The sequence below is a fragment of the Pallidibacillus thermolactis genome (genome assembly GCF_025660415.1).
Taxonomy (GTDB): domain Bacteria; phylum Bacillota; class Bacilli; order Bacillales; family Caldibacillaceae; genus Pallidibacillus; species Pallidibacillus thermolactis.
On the sequence record NZ_JAOUSE010000070.1, the window covers coordinates 1 to 13314 of the forward strand.

At 33.6% G+C, this 13314-nt stretch carries 14 protein-coding genes; 9 read left to right on the plus strand and 5 right to left on the minus strand.

What is annotated here, in order from left to right:
* Positions 1–225: 225 nt before the first annotated feature.
* Both OEV82_RS14840 and OEV82_RS14845 read right to left on the minus strand, forming a co-directional pair.
* Positions 226–1008, minus strand: a complete 783-nt coding sequence (locus tag OEV82_RS14840) for an undecaprenyl-diphosphate phosphatase (protein ID WP_263062304.1) — start codon at positions 1006–1008, stop codon at positions 226–228.
* Between the two features lie 510 nt (positions 1009–1518).
* Positions 1519–2082: a dihydrofolate reductase family protein gene (locus OEV82_RS14845; RefSeq protein WP_263062305.1), complete on the minus strand. Its 564-nt coding sequence runs from the start codon at positions 2080–2082 to the stop codon at positions 1519–1521.
* Between the two features lie 454 nt (positions 2083–2536).
* Here OEV82_RS14845 and OEV82_RS14850 point away from each other — a divergent pair, with 454 nt between their 5' ends.
* From OEV82_RS14850 to OEV82_RS14880, 7 genes are all read left to right on the plus strand, one after another.
* Positions 2537–3103 (plus strand): DUF4256 domain-containing protein, encoded by a 567-nt coding sequence (locus OEV82_RS14850; RefSeq protein ID WP_173660609.1) that lies wholly within the window; start codon positions 2537–2539, stop codon positions 3101–3103.
* A gap of 148 nt (positions 3104–3251) precedes the next feature.
* A complete protein-coding gene (locus OEV82_RS14855; protein WP_263062306.1) occupies positions 3252–4535 on the plus strand; it encodes an NCS2 family permease in 1284 nt (427 codons plus the stop codon).
* 203 nt (positions 4536–4738) lie between these two features.
* A complete protein-coding gene (locus tag OEV82_RS14860; RefSeq protein WP_173660605.1) occupies positions 4739–5275 on the plus strand; it encodes a GNAT family N-acetyltransferase in 537 nt (178 codons plus the stop codon).
* Between the two features lie 247 nt (positions 5276–5522).
* Positions 5523–6074, plus strand: a complete 552-nt coding sequence (locus tag OEV82_RS14865; protein WP_173660603.1) for an NADPH-dependent FMN reductase — start codon at positions 5523–5525, stop codon at positions 6072–6074.
* Positions 6075–6247: 173 nt separating this feature from the next.
* A complete protein-coding gene (locus tag OEV82_RS14870) occupies positions 6248–6568 on the plus strand; it encodes an adhesin (protein WP_173660601.1) in 321 nt (106 codons plus the stop codon).
* 351 nt (positions 6569–6919) lie between these two features.
* Positions 6920–7471, plus strand: coding sequence for an NADPH-dependent FMN reductase (locus tag OEV82_RS14875; RefSeq protein WP_173660599.1), 552 nt, complete (start codon positions 6920–6922; stop codon positions 7469–7471).
* Positions 7472–8040: 569 nt separating this feature from the next.
* Positions 8041–8598 (plus strand): YdhK family protein, encoded by a 558-nt coding sequence (locus OEV82_RS14880; protein WP_263062307.1) that lies wholly within the window; start codon positions 8041–8043, stop codon positions 8596–8598.
* A gap of 85 nt (positions 8599–8683) precedes the next feature.
* Here OEV82_RS14880 and OEV82_RS14885 read toward each other — a convergent pair whose 3' ends face one another.
* Positions 8684–10651 carry an acetate--CoA ligase gene (locus OEV82_RS14885; protein WP_263062308.1) on the minus strand — a complete coding sequence of 656 codons (1968 nt, stop codon included), beginning with the start codon at positions 10649–10651 and terminating at the stop codon, positions 8684–8686.
* Positions 10652–10982: 331 nt separating this feature from the next.
* Between OEV82_RS14885 and OEV82_RS16215 the strand changes: the two genes are divergently transcribed.
* Complete coding sequence (locus tag OEV82_RS16215; protein WP_407672779.1) at positions 10983–11066, plus strand: IS3 family transposase; 84 nt, start codon at positions 10983–10985, stop codon at positions 11064–11066.
* Positions 11067–11120: 54 nt separating this feature from the next.
* Here OEV82_RS16215 and OEV82_RS14890 read toward each other — a convergent pair whose 3' ends face one another.
* A complete protein-coding gene (locus tag OEV82_RS14890; protein ID WP_173660592.1) occupies positions 11121–11885 on the minus strand; it encodes an ABC transporter permease in 765 nt (254 codons plus the stop codon).
* Positions 11882–12604 (minus strand): ABC transporter ATP-binding protein, encoded by a 723-nt coding sequence (locus OEV82_RS14895; RefSeq protein ID WP_263062309.1) that lies wholly within the window; start codon positions 12602–12604, stop codon positions 11882–11884. Before OEV82_RS14895 ends, OEV82_RS14890 begins: the two co-directional genes overlap by 4 nt.
* 269 nt (positions 12605–12873) lie before the next feature.
* Here OEV82_RS14895 and OEV82_RS14900 point away from each other — a divergent pair, with 269 nt between their 5' ends.
* Complete coding sequence (locus OEV82_RS14900) at positions 12874–13149, plus strand: hypothetical protein (RefSeq protein ID WP_173660590.1); 276 nt, start codon at positions 12874–12876, stop codon at positions 13147–13149.
* The last annotated feature ends 165 nt before the right edge of the window (positions 13150–13314 follow it).

Here is a 13314-nt window from a genome sequence, read left to right on the forward strand (position 1 = left end):
CCACCATTTCCAATTGATTTCGATTATTGTCTGTACGCTTCGATAACATCCTAAATTTCCCCCGTTAACCAAGAATTCTATCCCTATTATACAAAAAAACCTGTAGATTTGGCCACTAGTTAGGGACTTTGTCTACAAGCTGAGACGCCTAGTAGGCGTCTACGCCTAGTAGGCGTCTCTTTTTTATGGAATGCTAATTTAGCAGTTCTACTTATTATTTTATTATTAAAAGAATATTAGTAGTAATATCCCGACAATAAAGCAATAATAAGTGAAATAAACAAGTTTCCCGCTTTTCATAATTCCCATAAACCATTTTAAAGCGATATATGTCATCAATAGTGTTGCGATAAAAGCCGCTAAGTATGGGAGTGCAAGGTCAGCTTTATTTGGTTCTTCAAGAAAATCAGAAAACCCGAGAACGACACCACCGAGACTTACTGGAATATATAACATGAATGAGAATCGAAGTGCGGTTTCTTGTTTTAAGCCGACAGCAATGGCAGAAATAATCGTAGCACCGGAACGACTAATGCCTGGAAATAATGCAAAAGATTGCCCTAATCCTATAAGGATAGAATCTTTAAACGAAATATCGCTATCGTCCTTCGAACCTTTCAAATTACGAATCAACCATATCGCAATTCCTGTTATGAATAGCATAATAGCGATTGTTTTCATCCCTACATTTTCTGCAATTACATCTTTAAGTAAAACGCCGAGAACTCCTGCAGGAATGGTTCCGACGACAACAAAACAAACAAAACGAAAATCACTTTTGTATTGCTCATTTTTCGTTTTCAGAAATTGTAATGAGTTGATTGTAAGTCTTTTTATATCATGTCTATATATAAAAAGGATGGCAAGCAATGAAGCGGTATTTGTAAGTATTGCAAAAGTGAAACCTTGTTCACCGAGTCCTAAAATTTCACTTGCAATCATTACATGTCCACTAGATGAAACGGGGATCGGTTCTGTAAATCCTTGAACTAACCCGATAATGATCATTTTAAGGATGAGAATAATATCTGTTTCTATAGTCGTTCACTCCTTATCGAATGTTTTTGGTCATTTTTTATAACGGATGCAAGTAATATAGACGATATATTATGCAACATAAGCGCACAACTATCTATTAATTATACACATTAAAAATTTTGATTTCAGCATTTTTTTAAATTCTATTGCCGTTTGTTTCCTACTCTTGTTTTTGTATATTTTTATAAGAAGGATTTGATGAAAGTTAAAGTCTCATGTTTCATTCTAGCCGATATTTGAAGGTCATCCAACAGCAACATTTGTAATGTAGGTAGACCATATAATATGCCATTGTAGGCATGTGATTCCACCTGTTCAGTTTCTTAGTAGATCTGAATGAGTTGAACAAATGACTTAGGAGTTAAGGGAATTCTTCTTTAATACGAGTTGCTGAGAAATTCACGATTCCATTTAAGGGAGAAGAATCCCTCACATTTGGTATTTCTATGTGAGGGTAATTTGTTTCCTTTTTTGTTAGTTTCATTTGTGTTGATATATGAGTTGGACGACACCGGAAGAGAAAGTTTTTGTATCAATTAGTTTAAAATTTAACCGTTCGTTTAAATCATTAAACAATGGTTTTCCAGCTCCCAAAACAACTGGATGGATGGACAATCTATATTCATCAATGAGTCTATAATGAATAAATGTTGTAATAAGGCTAGCCCCGCCGTATAACCAAATATCTTTTCCTGGTCTATTCTTCAATTTATTGACTTCCTCAACGATATGATCATTAATGAAAACAGTATTTTGGTCATCGGACTTTTTAGTTTTTGAGAACACGATTTTTTCTTTACTATGAAGTATTCTCCACATTTCTTTATCGGTGTCGGAATCATGTTTTTTTGGTGTGTAATTACCCCATAAATCGTAGCTTTTCCTTCCATATAAAATCGTATCAATTGAATTTAAGAAGTCAGTGAATTTCATATCGGGTTCCATAATACACCAATCTATTTCTCCTTTTGGACCTTCAATAAAACCGTCAAGAGAAACCGCCAAATCTAATATGATCTTCCGTTGTTTCCCATTATTATACATTGATAAACCTCCGTTAGATCGTAAACCATTCTTATGATCTTTAAATTCAATATTATTTTTAAAGGATTGTGGATGTGAAAAGGGGAAGCAGAGCATGTTTTTTAAGGAATTATAACATTTAATTCTTGGAAAACTTGTTGCGGATCTAAATCCTCCTATATTTAACAAGAATTAGTAGTTTTTAATTATATCATCAGACAAATTGTATTCCAAATTGTGAAGAATTAGTAGAACCGCATTGGCAGTGGATAAGGATCATTTGTTGAAATTTTTTATTATTAGAAGGTGTTGTCGTCAAAGATAAAAATAGTAATTATGGATAAGGATAAATATAGTGTATGATAATCATTGAGAAATAAGTTAGGAATTTTGCAATATGGAGGGCGAAAAAGTACACTCAAAATATAATTACTTATTATGTATATGGATTGACATGGTAAAGGAGGAAACTTAAATGACGAACAGTAATAAAGAACTATCCCAAAAAGAACGAATAGAATTATTAAGTATATTGAAAGATCGCTTTGAGAAAAATATGCATCGTCATGAAGGGCTCGACTGGGCAAAAGTTCAAGAAAAATTGGAAGCAAATCCAGAGAAACTGTGGTCACTGTATGAAATGGAGCGAACGGAAGGCGAGCCAGATGTGATAGGTGTAGATGAAAAGACCGGTGAATACATCTTTTGTGACTGTTCAAAGGAAAGTCCGAAGGGACGAAGAAAGGTTTGTTATGATCGAGAAGCGTTAGAGTCAAGGAAAAAACATAAACCGGAAACAAGTGCGATGGATATGGCGAATGAGATGGGAATCGAAATTTTAACGGAAGAACAATATCGTGAATTACAAAAGTTTGGACCTTTTGATCAGAAAACATCGAGTTGGATAAAAACTCCTGATGATATTCGTAAACTCGGCGGAGCACTTTTTTGTGATTATCGTTATGGACATGTATTTGTATATCATAACGGTGCAGATTCTTATTATAGCGTTAGAGGATTCCGTGGGTTATTGAAAGTTTAAATTTGTGTATTTTAAGGGGTGAGATTTACTCAAGCTCTATTTTGAAATTATATCCATTGACAATCATTTTTTTATTAGTAAAATGTTATATGTTGCTCTTTAATAGAAAGAGCGGGTGGGTGAGGGATAAGAATTTAAAGGATTGAATATGAAAAGAGGTTTGTTTCATTTAAAGGAACACAAAACAAGTGCTAAACAAGAAATCATTGCTGGATTAACAGGCTTTTTCACCATTGTTTATATTATAGCCGTTAATGCATTAATTCTTTCTGAGGCTGGTATGCCTCTAGAAGGTGCAATGTTAGCTACGATTTTAACTTCATTTTTTGGCTGTCTAATCATGGGATTATGGGCAAATGCACCTATCCTTGTTGTACCTGGAATGGGAATTAATGCCATGTTTTCATATACACTTGTTCATTCCGTGGGACTAACATGGCAGGATGCCCTTGGTGTGATCGTGATATCTGGTATTGTATTCACAGTTATTTCGTTTACAAAGTTAACAAAAATAATTAATAATGCGATACCTAATACACTTAAAGAGGCTATAACCATTGGAATTGGATTATTTTTAATACTAATTGGCCTTGAAAATGGGCATATCATTGAACGTGGTGAACAATCCATTGTAGCGTTAGGGAATCTCAATGATCCACAAGTGTTAGCAACAATTTTAACATTGATTTTTGGATTAATATTGTTTATTCGTAATGTAAAGGCAAACTTCTTATGGACGATTTTAATAGGAACAGCCATTGCTTTCTTATTTGACATTTTACCGAATGGTACAAATCAATCCCTTTCAATAGAGAGTTATGCTGAGATCTTTTTTGCCTTTTCTGTAGAGCATTGGGCAACATTACCATTTTTAATTGCGGTATTTTCAATCACAATGGTTGTTGTATTTGAAAACTTAGGATTAGTAGGTGGACTAGTAAACCTTGCGGAACGCCCAGAAAAATTTAGGAAAGCTTTTCAAGCCAATGGAATTTCTGTTTTCCTTTCTGGGATTTTTGGTTCAAGTCCCACAGTGGCATCGGCAGAAACCACAGCGGCCATTAGTGCAGGAGGCAGGACAGGTCTTACAGCAATTACATCTGGTATCTTATTTTTAATTGTGATATTTTTTATTCCGTACGTAAATATAATCCCTTCAAATGCTATCGCACCAGTGTTAATTATTGTTGGTGGATTGATGGTGCAAAATATTAAAAATTTAAGTTTTCGTGATCTATCTGAGGCATTTCCTGCAATCTTTATTATTACGATGATCCCTTTCACCTATAGTATTGCCGATGGTATTGCATTTGGATTTATTATGTTTGCTGTTTTAAAACTGGCTACTGGAAAGGTGCAAAAAGTATCCCTACCTTTATTTATCATTGCTAGTCTATTTTTATTGAATTATATTATTCAATTTATAAGTTAATTATCTCTAAAAGGTTCTTCCCCTTTGTATTGGAAGAACCTTTTTTGTATAGAATTATGTTTTACTAAAGTTTGAGCATGTATCCTTTGTCATAGCAGATTTTTAATAGGTTTAGCCATTTTAAATGCAGAATATACCAACTATATGATATAAATGAATAAAGGGACTCGGAAGAAAATATAAGGTTAAGGAGTTTGACGCGGATGGGAGAATTAACTTTTACCCCTTTAAAAGATGAGTTAGAAGATTTGGTGAGTTTCTTCATTGAAAACACATGGGAATTTCATAGTGATCCACATCCATCTAAGTATAAAGTAATTCAATCTTTTCATAATGGCTGGTATCAAGATGGTCGTGAAACATTTTGGATTATAAGGGATGGCAAGAAAATAGGCTTAATTATCATCGACGATATAAATGACACAATACCGTTATTCGATGTTCGTTTAGCTACAGAGTGGCGTGGTCAAGGATATGGGACACAAGCGGTAAACTGGATTAAAAATTATATTTTTAATCTACCCGATAAAAAGATTCGCATTGAAGCATACACACGTCATGATAATATACCGATGCGAAAAGCTTTAACGAAATGTGGGTTTGTAAAAGAAGGCTATTTGCGAAATGCATGGGAAAACGATGATGGAACGATTATGGATACATTAATCTATGCAATCACTCGATCAGATTGGGAAAACGGGATAATAACACCGATTAAGTTAAATGAAGAACCTTATTAATATTTCGGAATAAATTTTATATGAATGAATTGGGTACTCAAGTTCGAGTATCCTTTTTTTATAAAAATGACTTAGAACCCGAATGTTGAATAAATACTATAAGTTAGAATACAAGCATTTTTGATGAGATTAAAAATAATTAGTGAATAACAATAAAAAATCATTCTTTGTGAAGTCACTTTATTTGAATTTTTTATTTATTTCGATTAAAATTATCTCGAAATAGAGAAGAAAGGAACGGTGACATATGACAAAAGTTGGTGTTTTAGTAGGAAGTCTCCGTAAAAATTCATTTTCAAGTAAAGTGGCTAAAAACGTTGTTGAATTATTCCCAGATGGATTTGAGGTGGAATTTGTCGAGATAGGCAACTTACCTTTATTTAATCAAGATTGGGAAGAGGAATTAGGAACACCGGCAGAAGTTACTGAATTTCGTCATACAGTTAAAGGACTTGATGCTGTACTAATTGTAACACCTGAGTATAACCGTTCTATTCCAGCTGTATTAAAAAATGCTTTAGATGTAGGTTCTCGCCCATACGGCGAAAGTGTATGGAATGGGAAACCAGCAGCAATCATTTCTCAATCACCAGGAACGCTTGCTGGTTTTGGGGCAAATCATCACTTACGTCAAGTACTTGCTTTCCTAAACATGCCTGTTGTACAACAACCAGAAGCATATATTGGCTCTGTTCATGAATTATTGGACGAGAATGGAATGTTCAACAATGATACTCGCCAATTTCTACAATCGTTTGTTGATGCATTCGTTGATTTAATAAAAAAACATACTAAATAAATCTATACAAAAAGCTTTGCAAATGGTTTTTGATTTGCAAAGCTTTTTTAAAGGACAAGAAAGTTAGTATAAAGATTGAAGCCTAGGAAAACCCTTTCAATAGATTATATTTATATAGTAAAATATTTATATATAAAGAGACAAAGTATGGTTAAACAAGGAGGAGAAAGTTTATGCAGATTACCGATGCCGCAAGAGATTTAATTCAAAACTTTTTGAAACAAAAAAAAGCGGAAGGACTTCGTTTATATTATTTAGGGGGATGCGGCGGACCACAATATGGATTTACAACAGATGAACCCGAAGAAAATGATCGTGTAGAAATTATAAATGGCATAAGGGTTGCATTTGATCCAGAGGTGGGCAGTACAGATAATTTTACATTAGATATGGTACAAGATGAGGATGGGACAGGGTTAGTACTGTTAGGCGTTCCTGAATTAGATACAAGTGGTGGCTGTGGATGTGGTACGTCTTGCGGCTGCAAACAGTAATAAGGAGTAATCAAACGTTTGTTTAACACCCAAGTAATGTGTCTTGGGACTTTTTAATAAATAGTGCGAATGAAAGAATTGTTATTCTTTTTTTCAAAAAATGTGATTAGTATTCTATAAGAATGGATATTTTTACCCATTCTTTCAAGTTAATCAAACGTTTGTTGGAATGCTTTCTTCACCTGAAAAAATATATTAAACAAACGTTTGATTGAAGTGTTAATAATCAAACTCGTATTATGTTTGGTCGAGACAATATTTTTAGCCTTTTTTATTCGGTTAGTAAAATCATTAATCAAGAAAGCACCTTTAGATGCGCTGCTCTGGATTAAAGAATTGGAGGAACATTCTTTGAAATTTGTTGGAATTTCTGGCTCGATTGTTGGATCAAAAACAAAAATTGCTGTGGAATATAGTTTAAATTTAATTCAAAAAAGATATTCTGAAGTTGAAACGGTACATCTTCATTTAGGGGATTTGAATATCGAGTTTTGTGATGGAAGAGATTATCGTGACTATGTAGGTGATACAAAGTATTTAATACATCAAATGATGAGTGCAGATGCACTTATTATAGGGACGCCTACATTCCAAGCATCCATTCCGGGTACATTAAAAAATGTTTTTGATCTTTTACCTGAAGAGGCATTGATTGATAAAGTAGTCGGTATCATAGCTACAGCAGGATCACCAAAACATTATTTAATGGTAGAGCAACAGCTAAAGCCAATCTTATCTTATATGAAAGCGACGATTGTTCAAAAATATGTATTTATTGAAGATAAGGATTATATTAAGAAAGAGATCACAAATAATGACGTATTGTCCCGTTTGAATCGGTTAGTTGAAGACGTTTATGATACGTATAATTCGGTCCAATTTATGAAAAAAGAATTTGCATGATTATAAATTTTTAGGACTGAAATTTTTCCATCCCTATGAATATTGTATAACTTTTAAGAATTAATAGTGACAGAATTAAAGATAATGACGTTTAAAAATATTAAAGATGTATACTATTGTAGTCGAATTCCACTAAAAAACAAATGAACATCAATATATGATAGATAGACACATAGCTTTCTATTTTGTTGTTTCGTAATTGAAAAACTTATATTTGTAATGATATGCTATACTATACCATTAAAAGTGGAGCTTTTTAATATTAAAATAAAATTATAAAAACTACTACGATAAATGAGTGTCGTTTTGTCTCCTAGGGGAAAACGACACTTTTTTTACCATACGAAATTATTTCCTGAGAAATTTGTCAAAAAATAGATAGAATATATGAGAAATATCGAAAAATGTATATGTAGAAAATTTCCTGAGCCACAAGTAAAGTCTTAGAGATCCTATACTTCATTTTAAAAAAAGATGAATGAATTTGTTGTTTCAAGAAACAATAGTTAAAAAGGAAAAAACAACCAAAAGACATATGAAGAATAGTTTTATTAAAATGAGGGATGGATATGAGGAACAGATATACATTTGCTATTTATATTTGTATGCTATCTTTACTTCTTGCAGCTTGTAATGGAGAAAATAAGGCAAACCTTGAAAATGAAACGAATACATATATGAGCTTAAGTTATTCAGGTACAAAAGAAGAAACACCCTCATATTTAGTTACTGCCAAACATCCACTCTACCCTGTTGATAGTCGGGTAATAATTCGAGCAGATCATGTTCCAGGAATGGAAGGTGCCAAAGGAGTAGTAAACGGTGCGTATGAAACGACTGCATATAAGGTATCCTATGTACCGTCAACTTGGGGAAATCGTGTTAAGGATTATAAATGGGTTATACATGAAGATATCGATAGAGCAGGATTAGAACCTTTTAAACCAGGTGATGAAGTATTACTCCATGTTAAATATAAAGAAGGAATGGATGGAGCAGTAGCAAAAATTGAATCTGTTCAACAAACAACAGTATATATGGTTAGTTACATCGATACAAGAGATGGATCACATGTTAAATATTACAAATGGTTAGTAGAAAGTGAACTTGAGCCGTTAGATAAATAAGATTTCATGATTGTACATCTTCAAATTTACAACATGACGAATATAAAGTGTAAAAAATGTAAATGGCTGACAAAAAAGTCAGCCATTATAAATTTAACTTTTCGTTCGTTAATACACCTTGAATATGATCGACAGATCCAGTATCCTCCAGTCCTGTAATGTCGCTTGTAACGGTTCCTTTGACATAGATTTCTTTTAATAAGCGCCGCATGATTTTTCCACTCACCGTTTTAGGTAATGTGTCAGTATATATAATTTTCTTTGGCAGTGCAATTTTGCCGATATGTTGAATAATACTTTGATTTATTTTTTTGGTTATATTTGCACTTCCAACATAACCTTCGGAAAGTTTAACAAATACTAAAGGAACTTCACCTTTAATTGGGTCAGGAACTCCAACAACAGCAGCTTCCGAAATCCCTTCACATTCTAAAACAGCACTTTCAATCTCCATTGTACTTAACCTATGCCCAGCAACATTAAATGCATCATCAGACCTTCCCACAACCCAGAAATATCCATCTTCATCAACTAGTGCTAAATCACTGGCAAAGTAACAGCCTTCTACTTGACTAAAGTAGGTTTGGTAATAACGCTCTGGCTCTTTCCATAACGTTCGACAGAGCATAGGGAAAGGCTTTCGTATAACTAAATTTCCTAATGTTCCTGGTTCAACTTGTTTTCCTTCTTGATCTACTACTGCTACATCTACACCTAAAAATTGAATGCCCGCTGATCCTGGTTTCATTGGCATAAGCCAAGCAGCACCTGAAATGGGACATCCCGCTGTTTCTGTTTGTCCCCATGTATTATTTACACAAATCTTTTTCTTTCCTAATACTTCAAATGTCCATTGCCATGATTCTGGATCAAATGGTTCACCGACGAGTGAAATAACTTCGAGGCAGGATAAATCAAAGGCCGCTAATGGCTTTTCACCCATACTTTTAAGCATCCGAAGTGCTGTAGGTGCCGTAAATAATTTATTTACACGATATTTCTCAATTATTTCATAATATCTTGTCTTTGAAGGATAATCGATGGCTCCTTCCACAACAACGGTCGTCACACCATTGGCAAGGGAACCTGCAATTCCCCATATATGCATTGTTAACCAACCAATATCTGCTGTGCACCAGAATACATCATCTTCGTGGTGGTCCATATGGTATTTTGCATAAATATAATTCTGTACAACAAAGGCAATACCTGAATGAACAACTCCCTTCGGTTTACCTGTTGTTCCACTAGTATAGAATACGATACCTGGTTCATTGGCTTCAAGTCGTTCAGGCTCACATTCAATACTGACCTGTTTTCTTAATTCTTCCCACCAAAAATCTCGTCCTTGTTTCATTTCAACTTCAATACCTAATCGGTTTACGACGAGTACCGCATTAACAGAAGGAATTTCAGGAACAACGTGATCGACTTTTTCTTTTAATCGAATAACCTTGCCACGACGAGGTGTAGCATCACAGGTAACAACGACTTTTGGCTCAAAATTAATTAATCGATCTTTTAGAGATTTCTCAGAATACCCAGAAAAAATTGTATTGTATACTGCACCGATTCTGAAGCACGCTAACACAGCGATAAAGGCTTCAGCTAAATTAGGTAAAAATATCGCAACACCGTCTCCCTTTTTTACACCTAAGGATTTTAATACATTTGCAAATCGATTAACTTCTGCCAGAAGCATCTTGTACGTGTAGAATTTCGTATCTCCATTTTCACCTTCCCAAATGAGAGCAGTCCGGTTTCCTACGCCATTATCAACATGACGATCAAGTAAGTTAATACAAGGATTACTTATACCACCAGAGAAAAATTCAAAGTCAGGTAATTCTCCTTTCAAAGTTTCTTTCCAAGGTTCATACCAAACGAGCTCTTTTGCAACCTGATCCCAAAATTGAATCGGATTTTCATGGGAAAATTGAAGTAGTCTTTCAAATTCCTTACTTGAACCTATCGCCGTTTGTTTTTCTTTTTCTTTGTCAGGAAAAACGAATTGACTGTTTTTTACTACCTGTAAAATACCATTTACGTCCATGATTATCCCCCTTTCTTTAATAAAAGAACGTAAACTGCTTTCTGTATGTAGTTAATATAAAGTTATGCTTAAAAGAGTAAATAGCATTACTCTATTATAAAATTTATTAAAATCTTCAGAAAATTTCAATACCTAATAAAAAATAGTATGAATAATTTTGAAATTAATTCATGATAAGAAATAAAAAAGTTGTTACAATGATATGATCATCTTAAGGTGGATTAGTTAAAAAATACGTATTGATAACGCCGAAGGAATCGTTTGGGGATCTCTCAAATGCAAAAAGTATAATTTACATTGATATGAAGCATTTGATGAATTCGCAAGAGCAATACTTTACTTCTATAACAATGAAAGATATCAAGATAGACTTAACGACCTTAGTCCTGTTGAATACAGAACTAAAGCCGCTTAAAATATCTTACTTGAATGGGGGTAGTCCACAAAAAAACAGCTTAATAGTATTTATTTATTCAGATTGTATTCGTTCTTTTAGAAATTGCATCCGTTCATTAAAAAGTGTCGGATAAGATAAGAAACCTAGTAAAATAGCGGTGACAACGGCTGTTGTTAGTAATAGAAATAAGACTAGTAACTGGAATTGTACCGCTTGTACTGGATCAGCTCCAGCAATAATTTGACCACTCATCATACCAGGAAGTTGCACGAGCCCCATAGTTTTTTGACTTTCGATTGTTGGGATGGTACTTGCTTTAATTGCAGATACAAGTTGATTATGGACTGCTTGTTTCGGTGTACCTCCCAGAGAAAGAATTAATTCAGTTTGATCTTGATGATTCTTTAATTCTGCAGTAAAACGGTTAAGAAAAAGGATTCCTAACACCATTGAATTACCAATCATCATCCCACTAATTGGAATAATATATTGGGCTGTTGGTGGGACAATTTGTAATCCTAAAAGAATACCTTGTGTTAATATCTCAATAAAAATAAAAGTAACGACTAATTTCCATGTAATTCCTTGTATGGATGTCCCCTTTTTACGAGCATTATGTGTAGCAGCTACAATCATTAAAATAATCATTAAGATAATATATATATAATTTTTTGAGTTAAATACGAAATGTAGAATAAATCCGACGGCTAACAACTGGATGGTTGAACGGACAACAGCTATCACAGTATCTTTTTCTAAACCTAAATTTAAAGTTTTTGATAATAAAATTGGAATAAGAACGAAAACAAGCGACAAAGTCAAATTCAGATAACTCAATTCGTTCCGTCCCCCTTTACAAACTCTCTAACCCGATCATCTGTAGGTGATTCGAGTAAAGAAGTTTTACCTGATTCTACTAATTCACCATTCATCATCACCCAAGTGTAATCACCAACATCTAATGCCTGTTGCAAGTTGTGGGTAATCCACAATATCGTTGTTCCAAATTTTTCTTTAATCCGTAAAATCAAATTTTCTATATCTTGTTGTGAAACCCGATCAAGCGCAGATGTAATTTCATCTAATAGGAGTATTTTTGGGCGGTTTACAAGAGTACGGGCTATGGAAACTTTCTGTCTTTGTCCACCAGATAAATCATTCGCATGATGATGAAGGAATGAGTTATCTAAGCCAACAAGTTGTAACAAATGTTTTGCTTCTGATTCTGGTAGTTTTTTTCCTTGAAGTTGTAATGGTAACTGTAAATTCTCTAAAACTGTACCATCGATCATCGGTGCACTTTGTAAGGCTAAACCGACATTACGACGTAAGTCAACCGGATGATAGTCGGTAATTAATTTGCCATGAATAAATATTTTCCCAGTATTCGCTGAACGAAGGCCATTACAAAGCCGAAAAACTGTTGACTTACCAGCACCAGAGGGCCCGACTAAAGTTGTAATTTTCCCTTTAGGAAAGATACCCGATAAATTTTTTAGTATATGTAAGTGATTTATTGAGTAATTGACATGTTCAAATCGAATAGCTGCCTCCAATGTTCTCCCACCTTTCCAAATAGAAAGTTTATCATGAATAGAATTGATAATGAAAGTAATTTGTGAACAAATAAACAAAACTATCTGTTATAGTTTTAATAGTGTTTACTTAAATAAAGAAAAAATAATAATTTCTTCAATTTTTTTAGTACTTCACTTTAGAAGAACACGTTAAAAAATAAATTTATTTTAATTTGGAATTTTTCGATAATATTTCTTCCCCGATGGACATACTAATTAGTAAACATGACTATATAGGGGTGGAAATATTGGAGAAACTAGCAGAATACACTTGGGATGTGTTTACATTAAAACACGTAAAACATAAGCAATTTGTGTTTTCATATTTACTTTTTTTAAGCCTATTATTACTTTTTGAGATTTTCCTTGTCGGGTTATTTATTTTTTCATCGATTGTTTTTATTCATTTTAAATTTGTCCCCAATTTTATTTTTTTTATCTCTGGTGCAATTTTAACTATTATTATGATTGCAACAGTACCTGCTTTTTTACAATTAATAAAGAAGTGGCAACAGTGTAAATGAAGTGAAAAGGATAGAGGAACATGAATGTTCCATCTATCCTTTCAGCTTGTAGACAAAGTCTCTAACTAGTGGCCAAATCTACAGGTTTTTTTGTATAATAGGGATAGAATTCTTGGTTAACGGGGGAAATTTAGGATGTTATCGAAGCGTACAGACAATAATCGA

Bases quoted from the DNA above. Each gene is read 5' to 3' on its own strand.
- OEV82_RS14860 (WP_173660605.1), top strand. From the start codon at position 4,739: ATGGGAGAATTAACTTTTACCCCTTTAAAAGATGAGTTAGAAGATTTG.
- OEV82_RS14845 (WP_263062305.1), bottom strand. From the start codon at position 2,082: ATGTATAATAATGGGAAACAACGGAAGATCATATTAGATTTGGCGGTT.
- OEV82_RS14880 (WP_263062307.1), top strand. From the start codon at position 8,041: ATGAGGAACAGATATACATTTGCTATTTATATTTGTATGCTATCTTTA.
- OEV82_RS14840 (WP_263062304.1), bottom strand. From the start codon at position 1,008: ATGATCATTATCGGGTTAGTTCAAGGATTTACAGAACCGATCCCCGTT.
- OEV82_RS14850 (WP_173660609.1), top strand. From the start codon at position 2,537: ATGACGAACAGTAATAAAGAACTATCCCAAAAAGAACGAATAGAATTA.
- OEV82_RS14870 (WP_173660601.1), top strand. From the start codon at position 6,248: ATGCAGATTACCGATGCCGCAAGAGATTTAATTCAAAACTTTTTGAAA.
- OEV82_RS14885 (WP_263062308.1), bottom strand. From the start codon at position 10,651: ATGGACGTAAATGGTATTTTACAGGTAGTAAAAAACAGTCAATTCGTT.
- OEV82_RS14865 (WP_173660603.1), top strand. From the start codon at position 5,523: ATGACAAAAGTTGGTGTTTTAGTAGGAAGTCTCCGTAAAAATTCATTT.
- OEV82_RS14855 (WP_263062306.1), top strand. From the start codon at position 3,252: ATGAAAAGAGGTTTGTTTCATTTAAAGGAACACAAAACAAGTGCTAAA.